This window comes from Mycobacterium sp., assembly GCF_040398885.1.
GTDB lineage: Bacteria > Actinomycetota > Actinomycetes > Mycobacteriales > Mycobacteriaceae > Mycobacterium.
Genome location: NZ_JBBATF010000055.1, coordinates 1 through 13,547, shown reverse-complemented (window position 1 = coordinate 13,547; position 13,547 = coordinate 1). Strand labels below are relative to the sequence as shown.

Below are 13,547 nucleotides of genomic sequence, written 5' to 3'. Positions count from 1 at the left end.
GTTCCCGGGCGTCCAGCCACCACTGCGCGGTCATCGACACCGAACCCACCAGGGCGCGGGCGTACATCGAGGCCAACTCCGGGTCCAGACCGCGGCGGGAGAAATCGCCGGCCAGGATGGAGGCGACCTGGCCGACCGCATCGTCGAACAGGGTGCGGTAAGTACTCGGGCTCAGCGACGGCGGCGAGTCCCGGATCAGCACCCGATAGCCGTCGGTGCGCTCCTCGATGTAGGTGAGCAACGCCAGCGTCACCGCCTCGACGCGGGGCCGGTACCGGTTGTCGGTCAGCGATGCGGTGACCCCGTCGAGCAGTGCCGACATCTCCCGGTCGACCACCACCGCGTAGAGGCCCTCTTTGCCGCCGAAGTGCTCGTAGACAACCGGCTTGGAAACCCCGGCGCGTTGGGCGACCTCTTCGACCGAGGTTCCTTCGTAGCCGCGTTCGGCGAAGAGCGCCCGGGCGATGTCGATCAGTTGATGGCGGCGTTCGCGACCGGTCATCCGGGCGCGCGGCGGGCGCGACGGGACCTGCGGTGCTGCCACGGGCCCAGGGTAGCGAGTCGACTAAAGTCTCTGACGGGCAATTCGCCGTGGTGTAATTGGCAGCACCTCTGATTTTGGTTCAGATAGTTCAGGTTCGAGTCCTGGCGGCGAAGCGAAGTTTTCCCACGACTGTGCGGATTTCGACGCTGCGACGGTGTGTCGCACATGAAACCGCACACTCAGGAGGCCGCATGACCACAACTCATGAATCCGCCGTGCTGGTGCTGGCCGCCGGCGCCGGCACCCGGATGCGTTCGGACACCCCCAAGGTGCTGCACGCCCTCGGTGGCCGCAGCATGCTCTCGCACGCGCTGCACGCGGTGGCCAAGGTGGCCCCGCAGCACCTGGTGGTGGTGCTGGGCAAGGACCGCGAACGCATCTCGCCGGTGGTCGGCGAACTGGCCGCCGAACTGGGCCGTCCGATCGAGGTGGCGGTGCAGGATCAGCAGTTGGGCACCGGCCACGCCGCGTTGTGCGGGCTGTCGGGACTGCCGGAGGACTTCGCCGGGACGGTGGTGGTCACCTCCGGGGACATCCCGCTGATGGACGCCGACACCCTGGCCGATCTGATCGCCACCCACTCCGGCGAGCCGGCCGCGGTGACGGTGCTGACCACCACGGTGCCCGACGCCCACGGCTACGGCCGAGTCCTGCGCACCCAGGACGGCGAGGTGATCGCGATCGTCGAGGAGACCGACGCCACCCCGCAGCAGCGCGCCATCCGGGAGATCAACGCCGGGGTCTACGCGTTCGACATCGCCGCTCTGCGCTGGGCGCTGAGCCGGCTGTCCTCCGACAACGCCCAGCACGAGCTGTATCTGACCGACGCCATCTCCATCGTGCGTGCCGCCGGCCATGTGGTGCACGCCAAGCACGTCGAGGACTCCGCCCTGGTGGCCGGCGTCAACGACCGGGTGCAACTGGCCTACCTGGGCGCCGAGCTGAACCGCCGCATCGTCGCCGCCCACCAGCGCGCCGGCGTCACGGTGACCGACCCTCGTACGACGTGGATCGACGTCGACGTCGCGATCGGCCGGGACACCGTCATCGCGCCGGGCACCCAACTGCTCGGCAGCACCCGGATCGGCTCGGACTGCCGGATCGGCCCGGACACCACGCTGGCCGACGTCGTGGTGGGCGACGGCGCCTCGGTGGTGCGCACCCACGGCACCGAGGCGGTCGTCGGAGACGGCGCCGAGGTCGGGCCGTTCAGCTATCTGCGGCCGGGCACCCGGCTGGGCGCCGACGGCAAGCTGGGCGCGTTCGTCGAGACCAAGAACGCCTCGATCGGGACCGGAACCAAGGTGCCGCACCTGACCTATGTGGGCGACGCCGACATCGGGGAGCACAGCAACATCGGCGCCTCCAGCGTGTTCGTCAACTACGACGGGGAGAACAAGAGTCGCACCACCGTCGGCTCCTACGTCCGCACCGGCAGCGACACCATGTTCGTCGCGCCGGTCACCGTCGGGGACGGCGCGTACACCGGCGCCGGAACGGTGCTGCGAGACGACGTGCCGCCCGGTGCGCTGGCGGTCTCCTCGGGTCGACAGCGCATCATCGAGGACTGGGTGCTGCGCAACCGCCCGGACAGCGACTCCGCCAGGGCGGCCGCGCGCGCCAAGGGTGAATCGGGCGACCCCGATCGGGAGTGACAGCCGCCTAACGCCGTAGGATGACCGCGTATCGACCACCGACCGGCAAGGGCAATGCAGTGGGCACCGAGTGGATTGACAGCCGCAAGAACCTGATGCTCTTCTCCGGCCGGGCGCACCCGGAACTGGCCGATCAGGTGGCCAAGGAACTGGACGTCAGCGTCACCGCGACGACCGCCCGCGACTTCGCCAACGGCGAGATCTTCGTCCGGTTCGACGAGTCGGTGCGCGGCTCGGACGCGTTCGTGCTGCAGTCCAATCCCGCGCCCCTGAACAAGTGGCTGATGGAACAGCTGCTGATGATCGACGCGCTCAAGCGCGGAAGCGCCAAGCGGATCACCGCGATCCTGCCGTTCTACCCCTACGCCCGTCAGGACAAGAAGCACCGCGGCCGCGAGCCGATCTCGGCCCGCCTGGTGGCCGATCTGCTCAAGACCGCCGGCGCGGACCGGATCGTTTCGGTCGACTTGCACACCGACCAGATCCAGGGCTTCTTCGACGGCCCGGTCGACCACATGCGGGCACAGCCACTGCTGACCGGTTACATCAAGGAGAACTACGCCGACGAGGACGTCGTGGTGGTCTCCCCGGACTCCGGACGGGTGCGGGTCGCCGAGAAATGGGCCGACTCGCTGGGCGGCACACCGCTGGCCTTCATCCACAAGACCCGGGACCCGCGGGTGCCCAACCAGGTGGTGTCCAACCGCGTGGTCGGTGAGGTCGAGGGCAAGACCTGCGTGCTGACCGACGACATGATCGACACCGGCGGCACCATCGCCGGTGCGGTGAAGCTGCTGCGCGAGGACGGGGCCAAGGACGTCATCATCGCCGCCACCCACGGGGTGCTGTCGGACCCGGCCGCTGAGCGGCTGGCCGCCTGCGGCGCACGCGAGGTGATCGTCACCAACACCCTGCCGATCGACGACGCCAAGCGCTTCCCGCAGCTGACCGTGCTGTCGATCGCGCCCCTGCTGGCCAGCACCATCCGCGCGGTATTCGAGAACGGTTCCGTCACAGGGCTTTTCGACGGCGATGCCTAAGCAGACCGCCGCGGCGTTGCTGGCGGCGGCGCTGTTGCTGGCAGGCTGCGGTCCGAAGACCGCGGACTACTCGACCATCTGGACGTCGAGCACCTCGAGCACGACGACGGTCTCGACGTCGCCGACGCCGATCGCCCAGTACCTCTCCGGTGTCGGGGTCACCGGTCGGCAGGTGCCGTTGGACGAGCTGACCGATCTGACCGTCACGCTGCCGCGCCCGCCGGGGTGGACCACCTACGCGAACCCGAACTTCTCCCCCGGCACCGAGGCGATCGCCAAGAACAACACCTATCCGACGGCGATGGTGATGGTGTTCGAACTCGACGGGGACTTCGACATCCCGGCCGCTCTGGAGCACGCAGACGACGACGCCGAGCTGTCGCAGAAGTTCGTCCGGCTGAACTATTCGAACGCCGACTTCGCCGGGTTCCCGTCGTCGATGATCGAAGGCAGCTACGACCACAGCGGCACGCGGTTGCACACCTACAACCGGATCGTGTTTCCCGTGACGCCGAAGTTCGACCGCTATCTGGTGCAGTTCACCGTCACCACGCTGGCCGACCAGGCGGCCGCGGCCGCCCCGGACGTCCAGAAGATTATCGAAGATTTCACCGTCGCGGTGCCGTAGGGTCGCGATCATGAGCTGGAGCCCGAGCGACCTCCCATCATTTGCCGGCCGGACCGTCGTCGTCACCGGCGCCAACAGCGGACTGGGACTGGTCACCGCGCGGGAGTTGGCCCGCGTGGGCGCGAAAGTCGTCGTGGCCTGTAGGAACGAGCAAAAAGGTGAGGCGGCCGCGGCCGGCATGACCGGCGACGTCCAGGTGCGCCGGCTGGATCTGGAGGATCTGGCGTCGGTACGCGAGTTCGCCGACGCCATCGACGCGGTGGACGTTCTGGTCAACAACGCCGGGATCATGGCGGTGCCGTACGGGCTCACCAAGGACGGTTTCGAACGCCAGATCGGCACCAACCATCTGGGCCACTTCACGCTGACCAACCTGCTGCTGCCCAAGATCACCGACCGGGTGGTCACGGTGTCCTCGGCCATGCACATCAACGGCTGGATCAGCCTCAACGACCTCAACTGGAAGACGCGGCCCTACTCGGCGTGGCTGGCCTACGGGCAGTCCAAACTGGCCAACCTGCTGTTCACCAGCGAGTTGCAGCGCCGTCTGACCGCCACCGGTTCCGCCGTCAAGGCCCATGCCGCCCACCCCGGCTATTCGGCCACCAACCTGCAGGGCCACGCCGGCAACAACGGCAAGTCGTTCGTCGTCAGGCTTACCGAGTTGTTGGCCATCGCCAAAGTGGCCAGTCCCAGCCCCGAGGCCGGTGCGGTGCCCACACTGTACGCGGCGTCGCAGGACCTCCCGCCGGACAGCTTCATCGGCCCGAAGTTCATCACCCGCGGACCGGTCGGGCCGGTGGGCCGCAGCCCGCTGGCGCGGTCTTCCAAGACCGCACGGGGACTGTGGCAGCTCTCCGAGCAGCTCACCGGTACTGAATTTCCGCTGTAGGGCCCCGTCGGCTACCCTTGGCAGCGCGTCACGGCGAGGGTGGTCAGGCCACCGTTATCGACGAGGCCCGGGAGTTCGAGCCCGCCTTCGCCCGTGCACCAGACCCGGAGAAGGCAAGGAGCATCGAACATGGCCAAAGGCGCCACCACCAACGAGCTGGCCGTCGAGGTGCGCACCCGCACCGGCAAGGGCGCGTCCCGGCAGGCCCGCCGCGAGGGCAGGGTTCCCGCGGTCCTCTACGGCCACGGAGCCGAGCCACGGCACCTCGAACTCGTCGCCCGCGACTTCGCCGCCGTGCTGCGCAACTCCGGCACCAACGCGGTCCTGAGCCTTCGGATCGACGGCAAGGAGCAGCTCGCGCTGACCAAGGCACTGGCCATCCACCCGATCAAGCGCACCATCACCCACGCCGACCTGATCATCGTCAAGCGCGGCGAGAAGGTCACCGTCGAGGTGCCCGTCGCGCTCGAGGGCGAGGCGGCATCCGGCACCCTGGTCACCCAGGACGCCACCGCCATCGAGATCGAGGCCGAGGCGCTGTCCATCCCGGAGAACCTGACGGTGTCGATCGAGGGCGCCGAGGAGGGCACCCAGATCCTGGCCGGGCAGGTCGCGCTTCCTTCCGGCGTCTCCCTGGTCAGCGACCCGGAGATGCTGGTGGTCAACATCGTCGCGGCCCCGACCGCCGAGGATCTTGAGGCCGAGGGCGCCGGGGAGGCCGCCGAGGGCGAAGCGGCCGAGGGCGAGGCCGCCGAGGGCGAAACCCCCGAGGGCGGCGCCGAGGGCGAGGGCGAACCGGCCGGGGAAGAGTAAGCCCGGATGGCCGAGCCGCTGCTGGTCGTCGGCCTGGGCAACCCCGGACCGCAGTACGCCAGGACCCGGCACAACATCGGGTTCATGGTGGCCGACGTCCTGGCCGGCCGAATCGGTGCGCCGTTCAAGGTGCACAAGAAATCCGGCGCCGAGGTGGTCACCGGCCGCCTCGGCCACCGTCCGGTCGTGCTCGCCAAGCCACGCTGCTTCATGAACGAGTCCGGCCGTCAGGTCGGGCCGCTGGCGAAGTTCCACTCCATACCGCCGGCCGGCGTCGTCGTCATCCACGATGAGCTCGATATCGACTTCGGCAGGATCCGGCTCAAGCTGGGCGGGGGCGAGGGCGGTCACAACGGCCTGCGCTCGGTGGCGAATGCTTTGGGAAGCAAAGAGTTTCAGCGGGTGCGCGTGGGGGTGGGTCGTCCGCCCGGGCGAGAGGATCCCGCGGCGTTCGTCCTCGAGCCGTTCAACAGCGCCGAGCGTGCCGAGCTGGCGACGCTGTGTGAACTGGCCGCCGACGCCACCGAATTGCTTATCGAGGCGGGCCTGGAACCGGCACAGAACCAGGTGCACGCCTGGTAGTCGGCTACCTGCGGGTCAGAAACCGCCCCAACCACCCTGTGTGACCAGCCACGGAAAGACCGAGGTGCCGCCCGGCGGAGGAGTGGTCGACTTCAGCCCGGACTTGCGTGACACGATGCCGCTGGTCTCGCAGGCCGTCGTGCCGTCACGGCAGGTGTTCCGGGCGTCGGCCACCGGGGCCGAAAACCCTGCTGCGACAACCAAACCAGCCATCAGCACCGCCGCTTTGCGACCCCTCATTGCGTCCCTCCCTCTACCGATTGCGTGCCGCCCTGGCGGGCCCGATCCGCGCTTGGAGCCCGTATGTCAGCGGCGTGCGCCCGGGGCGCCCAGCCAGGGGAACACCGGTTGGTTGGCCGGCGGGGCCGTCGTGCCCGGCCGCGCCTTGATCGAGACGCTGCCGTTGGTCTGGCAGATGGACTTGAAGTCCGTCTGCTGGCAGGTCGGACGGGCGCCGGCCGACGGAGCCGAAACCCCCGCCACCACAGCCAGACCCGCCATGATCAGTGCCGTCCTGGATCGACCTGTCATATGTCCTTCGCCTTTCGGGTTGCCGAGATTCCGCGGGTTGATCACGGGCAGGCCGACACGATAACCGTGGCGTCCGGCCCCTCCGGGGTGCCGTTGGCCAGCGCCTTGTTGATGGCGTCCTGACGCGCGGCCTCGATGGTCGGACCCGCGCCGCCCGCGACGACATCAGTGGCGTCGGAAGCGACGGACACGATGCAGAGGTTGTCGTTGGTCACCTCGTCGGCGGTGCAGTCGGCGCCCCCGGCGGCCAGGCAGGCGGCGATGACCTTGGCCGATGCCTCGTCATTGGTCGCGCCCGTCGCGGTGAACCCCACTATCGAGTCGCGGAAGGTTCCGGTGCCGACGGCCACCGAAATGTCCGGCTGGACGACACCTCCCGGGCCGCCGGCCCACGCGATGCCCGTTGAGACGCCACCGGCGATGACGCCGGCCGCGACGACTGTCCAAACAACTCGGGTCTTCCCCATGCCGGTCCTCTCCCTGAATTGGCTTGAGCCTGACTGTACTAGACCAAAGTCCGTCCCGTGTGGCGAAACCTGGTGTGGCGACGGCCCTCAGGTGACCAGCGTCAGCGACGTCGAGCGCCGCAGCTTGCCCGACGGCGTCTTGGGGATGGTGCCCGGTCCGAGCACCACCACGTTGCGCGGCCGCGCGTCGACCTCGGCGACCACCTCGTGCGCCACCTGCCGTTCGATGCGCCGCACCTCTGCCGGGTCTTCCCAGGCGTTGGACTCCACCGCGACAGCGAAGGTCTCCCGGGAATGCCCGGCGTCCAGGCGAACCGCCACCGCGCAGCCGGGCCGGACTCCCTGGACCCGGCCCGCGGCCCGTTCGATGTCGGTCGGGTAGATGTTGCGGCCGGCCATGATGATGACGTCCTTGACCCGGCCGCAGACCACCACATGGCCCTCCTCGGTGAGGTAGCCGAGGTCGCCGGTGTCGTACCAGCCGTTCTCGTCCTGAGCCGCGACGAATCCGCCCATGGTGATGTACCCGGGGGTCAGCGACTCGCCGCGCAGTTCGATGATGCCCACGCCACGGGCCGGCAACACGGTGCCGTCCTCGTCGACGATGCGGGCCTCGAGGTCCTGCAGCAGCGGGCCGAGGGTGGCCAGCCGGCGGGTGTTGCCCTTGCTCGCCGGGATGGCGCGCCGCAGCGCGGCCAGCAGATCGGCGTCGACCTCGTCGACCACCAGACCCGCGCCGCACTCCGAGAACGACACCGCCAGCGTGGTCTCGGCCATGCCGTAGGCCGGCAGGATCGCCTCGGGGCCGAGCCCGAACGGCTTTCCGGCGTCGACCAGGTCCTCGACGTCGGCCGGCTCCACCGGCTCAGCGCCGGAGAGGGCGAAACGCAGTGTGGACAAATCGAATTCACCCGGCTTGGCTTGGCGACGCAATCGTTTGGCGAACAGCGCGTAGGCGAAGTTTGGCGCCGCGGTCATGGTGCCGTTGTACTTGTCGATGAGCTTGGCCCACAGCAGGGTGTCCCGCAGGAAGTCCAGCGGGGTCACCTTGACCAATTCGGCTCCGAAGTACATCGGGATGGTCAGGAAGCCAACCATGCCCATGTCGTGGAAGCAGGGCAGCCAGCTGACCATGACGTCTTTCTCGACGTCGTACTGGGCGCCGACGAACATCGCCTCGGCGTTGGAGTGAATGTTGCGATGGGTGATGACGACGGCCTTGGGGGAACCGGTCGAGCCCGACGTCAACTGCATCAGCGCGACGTCGTCCTCGCCGGTCTCCACGGCGTCGGCCGGTTCCGCGGCGAGCAGGTCGGCGACGGTCAGAACCGTCACTCCGCGTTCGGCGAGCACCGGGGCGGCGGCCAGGAACGGGTCGGAGATGACGACGGCCCTGGCCTCGATCATGTCGATGACATTGCTGGTGTCCGCGGCCCAGTGCACGAGGTCGGTGCGCGGCGTGGGCTGGTGCAGCATGGTGATGCTGGCGCCGCGCAACCACAGCGCCTGGGCGGTAGGTGCGATCTCCACCGGCGCGCCGGCCAGCACGCCGACGGCGTCCCCGGGCCCGACACCCGCCGCGGCCAGGCCGCCCGCGATCCGCCGGGCCCGTTCGTGCACCTCGCGCCAGGTGTGCCTGACCGGCTCGTTCGGTTCACCGGTGACCATGCCCCTGGTGCTGTTCAGGGCGCTGTGGACCATCTTGTCGGTGAAACGGCTCACGTCGGCCTCCTCAGCACATGTCCACGTCCATGCTCCGCCGGTCGGCGCCCGTCGCCTAGACGGCGCGCCCGCACCGATGCGGAGCTTTCGGCCCAACCGGCCATTATCTTAAACTCTCCTTAAAATTTCGGCCAGACCTCCCCCGGCATGTCACACCCCGGCGTCCGTGGTGGGCACCACCCGCGCTCCGTGCACCGGCCCGCTGGCCACCCGGACCGTGCGGCACACCCCGGCACCGGCCAGTTCGGCACCGACGCCGACGGCCGCCTCGGCCGTGTCGCACAGGAAGGCGCAGGTGGGTCCGGATCCCGAGACGACGCCGGCCAGCGCGCCGGCCTCGCCGCCCGCCCGCAGGGTCCGGCGCAGTTCCGGCGCCAGGCTCAGCGCGGCGGGTTGCAGGTCGTTGCCCAGCAGCGGGGCCAGAGCATGCGGGTCTCCGGCGGACAACGCGGTCAGCAGCGCCTCCGGGTCAGCGAGCCGCGGCGGGGCGCCGGTCCCGCGCAGCCGGTCGATCTCCGCATAGACCGCCGCGGCCGAAAGCCCCGTCGCACCGAAGGCCAACACCCAGTGAAATGTGTTGCGCGCCAGGACGGTAGCCAGCTCCTCGCCACGTCCGGTTCCCAGCGCCGTCCCGCCGTGCAGCGCAAAGGGCACATCGCTGCCCAGTTGGGCGGCCATCGCGTGCAGGTCCCGGCGCGGGACGCCGAGTTCCCACAGCGCGTTCATGGCGACCAGCACGCCGGCCGCATCCGCGCTGCCACCGGCCATACCGCCGGCCACCGGAATGGACTTCTCGATGGTGATCTCCACGTCGGGCGCCCGCCCGACGTGGTCGGCCATCAGTGCGGCGGCCTGCCAGGCCAGGTTGCGCTCGTCGACGGGCACCTCGCCGGCACCCTCTCCGACCAGTCGCAACGCGAGCACGTCGGCGGTCCGCACGGTGATGTCGTCGTAGAGCGATACGGCGTGGAACACCGTCGCCAGCTCGTGATAGCCGTCGTCACGCCGGTCCCCCACGCCCAGGAAAAGGTTCACCTTGCCGGGAACCCGAACGGTCACCGACCCGGTCGGCACCCATTCCGCAGCGGCGCTGCCCTTACCTGGCACGCGTGCCAGGGTATCCGGTCAGTTCAGGTCGGCCGGCTGGGAAGCCGGCGGCGCCGGTTGCGACGTCCCCGACCGCTGCAGCAGCCTGACGAAGTCCGCGACGGTCAGCGTCTCGCCGCGGCGGGCCGGGTCGATGCTGGCCGCCAGAAGCCGACGGGCCGACTCGTTTCCGGTCCCGGCCCACTCCAGGAAGGCGTTGCGCACGGTCTTGCGGCGCTGACCGAAGGCGATGTCGATCAACCCGAACACCTGCTTGCGGAAGGCCTCGTCCTGCGGCCAGGCCGGGGAGTCGTGCCGGTCGATGCGCACCAGCCCGGAGTACACCCGCGGGATGGGCCAGAACACCGTCGGCGACACCATGCCGTAGCGGCGCACGTTTCCGAAGAAGCGGATCTTCACGCTGGGCACCCCGTAGTCCTTGCCGCCCGGTTCGGCGGCCAGCCGCTCGGCGACCTCGGCCTGAACCATCACCATGGCGATGCGGATGGAGGGGAACTCCGAGAACAGATGCAGCAGTGCCGGCACGGCGATGTTGTAGGGCAGGTTGGCCACCACGGCGGTCGGCGGTTCGGCCAGTTCGTCGCGGCGCAGCGTCAGGACGTCCCGGTTGATGACGGTCATACGGTGGATCTCGCTGTGCGAATGCTCGGCGATCGTCCTGGGCAGCCGCCCGGCCAGGACGGGATCGATCTCGACGGCGGTCACCGCGGCGCCGCGGTCGAGCAGGGCCAGGGTCAGCGAGCCCATCCCCGGCCCGACCTCGAGCACGTGGTCGCTCTTGTTGATGCCCGAGGAGGACACGATGCGACGCAGGGTGTTCGCGTCGTGCACGAAGTTCTGGCCGTAGGCCTTTCGCGGCCGGAAGTCCAGTTCCTTGGCGATGTCGCGGATCTCAGCTCGCGTCAGCAGCCGAATTGTCATGATGCGCCTCCCCGGCAAACGGTCCGGTGCCCCCGCGCTCGTCGAGCCCTCGCAACCTCAGTGTTTGTGCAGTCGGTCCCTCTCCAGGTGCACACCCGTCTGAGCGTAGCGCAGAAACCCGTTGCGCTCACAGAGCCGTTTGTCACCGCGGGCGACCGCAGCAAAATCGCGGCAGGAGGCTCGTCAGTTCATTCCGTACACCCGGCGGGCGGTCCGCTCGGATTCGGCGGCCAGTTCCTCGGCGGGACGGTCCAGCAGTTCAGCCAGTGCCCGCACGGTGTAGGGCAGGCAGTACGGCTCATTGGGCGCACCCCGGAAGGGATGCGGGGTCAGGAACGGCGCGTCGGTTTCCACCAGCAGTTGCCCGGGCGGGACGAGCGCGGCCGCGGCCCGAAGTTCGTGGGCGTTGCGGAAGCTGACGGTGCCGGACAGGCTCAGCACCCAGCCGGCGTCCAGACATGTGCGTGCCATCTGCGGGCCCGAGGAGAAGCAGTGGAAGATGACCGTCTCGGGCGCGCCCTCGGCGCGGAGCACGTCGATCACCTCGGCGTCGGCGTCGCGATTGTGGATCATCAGCGGCTTGCCGGTCCGCTTGGCCAGGTCGATGTGCCAGGCGAAGGCGTCCCGTTGAACGTCGGGTTGGGCGCAGCCCTCGAGCCGCCCGGGCCAGTACAGGTCGATGCCGGTCTCCCCGATCGCCACCACCCGCGGCGCCGACGCCAGCCGCGTGATCTCCGCCCGGGCTTCGTCGGTGAGCGCATCGGCGCGGGTGGGGTGCAGCGCCACGGCCGCGTAGACGCGGTCGTCCCACTCGCTGGCGGCGGCCACCCAACGCGCCGACTCCAGGTCGTCGGCGATGGTGACCATCGCACGAACCCCGACGGCCTGGGCCCGGTCGGCGATCGCCGCCACGTCGCCCGCGGTGCGGGCGCCGCACGCATCGAGGTGGGTATGGGCGTCGATCAGCGGCGCCAGCGGCTCCGGCGGCGGCGGTGCCGAACGCTTACTCACGCCAACACCGTAAACGTCCACCCAATAAGGTGATGTGCGACATGAGCCCGGCCCCGAAGACCCCGTTCTATGTGACCACCGCGATCGCCTACCCCAACGGCGCACCGCACGTGGGTCACGCGTACGAGTACGTCGCCACCGACGCGATCGCCCGGTTCAAGCGGCTCGACGGCTTCGACGTCCGGTTCCTGACCGGCACCGACGAGCACGGGCTGAAGATGGCCCAGGCCGCCGCCGCCGAGGGCATCCCGACGCCCGAGTTCGCCCGCCGCAACTCCGACGCGTTCCAGCGGCTGCAGGAACTGCTGAACATCTCCTTCGACCGGTTCATCCGCACCACCGACCCCGACCACTACGCGGCGTCGACGGCGATCTGGCGGCGGATGGCCGACGCGGGCGACATCTACCTCGACACCTACTCCGGCTGGTACTCGGTGCGCGACGAGCGCTTCTTCACCGAGGCCGAGACCAGCGTCGACACCGACGGCAAGCGGGTCGCCACCGAGACGGGCACTCCGGTCACCTGGACCGAGGAGCAGACCTACTTCTTCCGGCTGTCCGCCTACACCGACAGGCTTCTGGCGCACTACGCCGCGCACCCTGATTTCATCGCCCCCGACGTCCGCCGCAACGAGGTGGTCAGCTTCGTCTCCGGCGGTCTGCGCGACCTGTCGATCTCCAGGACGTCCTTCGACTGGGGCGTTCCGGTGCCGGGAGATCCCGAACACGTGATGTACGTCTGGGTCGACGCGCTGACCAACTACCTCACCGGTGCCGGTTACCCGGACACCGAATCGGCTCTCTACCAACGCTATTGGCCGGCCGATCTGCACATGATCGGCAAGGACATCATCCGATTCCACACCGTCTACTGGCCGGCCTTCCTGATGTCGGCGGGAATCCCGTTACCGCGCAGGGTCTTTGCCCACGGTTTCCTCTACAACCGGGGTGAGAAGATGAGCAAGTCGGTCGGCAACGTCGTCGACCCGGTGTCGCTGGTGGAGACCTTCGGGGTCGATCAGGTGCGCTACTTCCTGCTGCGGGAGGTGCCGTTCGGCCAGGACGGCAGCTACAGCGAAGAGGGCATCGTCAGCCGGATCAACACGGACCTGGCCAATGAACTGGGCAACCTCGCGCAGCGCTCCCTGTCGATGGTCAACAAGAACCTCGGGGCCAGGGTGCCCGAACCCGGCGAGTTCAGCGCACCGGACGCCGAACTGCTGGCGCTGGCCGACGGCCTGCTTGCGCGGGTCCGCGAGGCCTTCGACCAACAGGCCATGCATCAGGGGCTGGAGGCGATCTGGCTGATGCTGGGTGCGGCCAACCGGTACTTCTCCGCCCAGGAGCCGTGGGTGCTGCGCAAGTCCGAGAGCGAGGCCGATCAGGCGCGCTTCCGGACCGTGTTGTACGTGACGTGCGAGGCGGTCCGGATCGCCGCGGTGCTGGTGCAACCGGTGATGCCGGCCTCCGCGGCCAGACTCCTGGAACTGCTGGGCCAGCCCGAGTCGGCGCGGGACTTCGCCGCCCTGGCCCACCGGCTGGTCCCGGGCGCCGAACTGCCCGCGCCGGCCGGGGTGTTCCCCCGCCACGAGACCCCCGCCTCCCCCCCTCCTTCCCCCCCTCCTTCCCCCCCT

The 13,547-nt window shown here is 69.3% G+C and carries 15 protein-coding genes and 1 tRNA gene; 8 read left to right on the top strand and 8 right to left on the bottom strand.

Annotation, left to right across the window (positions count from 1 at the left end):
- On the bottom strand, positions 1-502 hold a 502-nt coding region (locus ADBZ5U_RS07355; protein ID WP_526263928.1), incomplete at its 3' end, for a TetR/AcrR family transcriptional regulator.
- An 83-nt stretch (positions 503-585) separates the two neighbouring features.
- Between ADBZ5U_RS07355 and ADBZ5U_RS07350 the strand changes: the two genes are divergently transcribed.
- The 7 genes from ADBZ5U_RS07350 to pth all read left to right on the top strand — a co-directional run bounded on the left by ADBZ5U_RS07350 (position 586) and on the right by pth (position 6,154).
- Positions 586-657: transfer RNA gene (locus ADBZ5U_RS07350), tRNA-Gln, on the top strand.
- Positions 658-735: 78 nt separating this feature from the next.
- Positions 736-2,199, top strand: a complete 1,464-nt coding sequence (gene glmU, locus ADBZ5U_RS07345) for a bifunctional UDP-N-acetylglucosamine diphosphorylase/glucosamine-1-phosphate N-acetyltransferase GlmU (protein WP_526263924.1) — start codon at positions 736-738, stop codon at positions 2,197-2,199.
- Between the two features lie 20 nt (positions 2,200-2,219).
- A complete protein-coding gene (locus ADBZ5U_RS07340; protein ID WP_526263922.1) occupies positions 2,220-3,239 on the top strand; it encodes a ribose-phosphate diphosphokinase in 1,020 nt (339 codons plus the stop codon).
- Positions 3,232-3,867 (top strand): LpqN/LpqT family lipoprotein, encoded by a 636-nt coding sequence (locus tag ADBZ5U_RS07335; protein WP_526263920.1) that lies wholly within the window; start codon positions 3,232-3,234, stop codon positions 3,865-3,867. Before ADBZ5U_RS07340 ends, ADBZ5U_RS07335 begins: the two co-directional genes overlap by 8 nt.
- Positions 3,868-3,877: 10 nt before the next feature.
- The gene (locus ADBZ5U_RS07330; RefSeq protein WP_526263918.1) at positions 3,878-4,759 is read left to right on the top strand and encodes an SDR family oxidoreductase; all 882 of its coding nucleotides are present in this window, start codon (positions 3,878-3,880) and stop codon (positions 4,757-4,759) included.
- Positions 4,760-4,888: 129 nt separating this feature from the next.
- Positions 4,889-5,572 (top strand): 50S ribosomal protein L25/general stress protein Ctc, encoded by a 684-nt coding sequence (locus ADBZ5U_RS07325; RefSeq protein ID WP_526263916.1) that lies wholly within the window; start codon positions 4,889-4,891, stop codon positions 5,570-5,572.
- A gap of 6 nt (positions 5,573-5,578) precedes the next feature.
- Positions 5,579-6,154: an aminoacyl-tRNA hydrolase gene (gene pth / locus ADBZ5U_RS07320; protein WP_526263914.1), complete on the top strand. Its 576-nt coding sequence runs from the start codon at positions 5,579-5,581 to the stop codon at positions 6,152-6,154.
- Between the two features lie 15 nt (positions 6,155-6,169).
- On the opposite strand, the gene ADBZ5U_RS07315 is transcribed toward pth, so the two are convergent.
- The 7 genes from ADBZ5U_RS07315 to ADBZ5U_RS07285 all read right to left on the bottom strand — a co-directional run bounded on the left by ADBZ5U_RS07315 (position 6,170) and on the right by ADBZ5U_RS07285 (position 11,913).
- Complete coding sequence (locus tag ADBZ5U_RS07315) at positions 6,170-6,367, bottom strand: hypothetical protein (RefSeq protein ID WP_526263912.1); 198 nt, start codon at positions 6,365-6,367, stop codon at positions 6,170-6,172.
- Between the two features lie 93 nt (positions 6,368-6,460).
- Positions 6,461-6,685, bottom strand: a complete 225-nt coding sequence (locus ADBZ5U_RS07310) for a hypothetical protein (protein WP_526263910.1) — start codon at positions 6,683-6,685, stop codon at positions 6,461-6,463.
- A gap of 41 nt (positions 6,686-6,726) precedes the next feature.
- A complete protein-coding gene (locus tag ADBZ5U_RS07305) occupies positions 6,727-7,152 on the bottom strand; it encodes a DUF4189 domain-containing protein (RefSeq protein WP_526263908.1) in 426 nt (141 codons plus the stop codon).
- An 87-nt stretch (positions 7,153-7,239) separates the two neighbouring features.
- A complete protein-coding gene (locus tag ADBZ5U_RS07300) occupies positions 7,240-8,874 on the bottom strand; it encodes a fatty acyl-AMP ligase (RefSeq protein WP_526263906.1) in 1,635 nt (544 codons plus the stop codon).
- A 150-nt stretch (positions 8,875-9,024) separates the two neighbouring features.
- Positions 9,025-9,981, bottom strand: a complete 957-nt coding sequence (locus tag ADBZ5U_RS07295; protein WP_526263904.1) for a 4-(cytidine 5'-diphospho)-2-C-methyl-D-erythritol kinase — start codon at positions 9,979-9,981, stop codon at positions 9,025-9,027.
- Positions 9,982-9,999: 18 nt separating this feature from the next.
- Positions 10,000-10,902, bottom strand: coding sequence for a 16S rRNA (adenine(1518)-N(6)/adenine(1519)-N(6))-dimethyltransferase RsmA (rsmA, locus tag ADBZ5U_RS07290; protein ID WP_526263902.1), 903 nt, complete (start codon positions 10,900-10,902; stop codon positions 10,000-10,002).
- A 183-nt stretch (positions 10,903-11,085) separates the two neighbouring features.
- Complete coding sequence (locus ADBZ5U_RS07285; RefSeq protein WP_526263900.1) at positions 11,086-11,913, bottom strand: TatD family hydrolase; 828 nt, start codon at positions 11,911-11,913, stop codon at positions 11,086-11,088.
- Between the two features lie 41 nt (positions 11,914-11,954).
- Here ADBZ5U_RS07285 and metG point away from each other — a divergent pair.
- The coding region (gene metG / locus ADBZ5U_RS07280; protein WP_526263898.1) for a methionine--tRNA ligase at positions 11,955-13,547 on the top strand (1,593 nt) is incomplete at its 3' end.

What these genes read in the sequence shown, in the direction of transcription:
- glmU (WP_526263924.1), top strand. Translation starts at nt 736, where the DNA reads ATGACCACAACTCATGAATCCGCCGTGCTGGTGCTGGCCGCCGGCGCC.
- ADBZ5U_RS07340 (WP_526263922.1), top strand. Translation starts at nt 2,220, where the DNA reads ATGACCGCGTATCGACCACCGACCGGCAAGGGCAATGCAGTGGGCACC.
- ADBZ5U_RS07335 (WP_526263920.1), top strand. Translation starts at nt 3,232, where the DNA reads ATGCCTAAGCAGACCGCCGCGGCGTTGCTGGCGGCGGCGCTGTTGCTG.
- ADBZ5U_RS07330 (WP_526263918.1), top strand. Translation starts at nt 3,878, where the DNA reads ATGAGCTGGAGCCCGAGCGACCTCCCATCATTTGCCGGCCGGACCGTC.
- ADBZ5U_RS07325 (WP_526263916.1), top strand. Translation starts at nt 4,889, where the DNA reads ATGGCCAAAGGCGCCACCACCAACGAGCTGGCCGTCGAGGTGCGCACC.
- pth (WP_526263914.1), top strand. Translation starts at nt 5,579, where the DNA reads ATGGCCGAGCCGCTGCTGGTCGTCGGCCTGGGCAACCCCGGACCGCAG.
- ADBZ5U_RS07315 (WP_526263912.1), bottom strand. Translation starts at nt 6,367, where the DNA reads ATGGCTGGTTTGGTTGTCGCAGCAGGGTTTTCGGCCCCGGTGGCCGAC.
- ADBZ5U_RS07310 (WP_526263910.1), bottom strand. Translation starts at nt 6,685, where the DNA reads ATGACAGGTCGATCCAGGACGGCACTGATCATGGCGGGTCTGGCTGTG.
- ADBZ5U_RS07305 (WP_526263908.1), bottom strand. Translation starts at nt 7,152, where the DNA reads ATGGGGAAGACCCGAGTTGTTTGGACAGTCGTCGCGGCCGGCGTCATC.
- rsmA (WP_526263902.1), bottom strand. Translation starts at nt 10,902, where the DNA reads ATGACAATTCGGCTGCTGACGCGAGCTGAGATCCGCGACATCGCCAAG.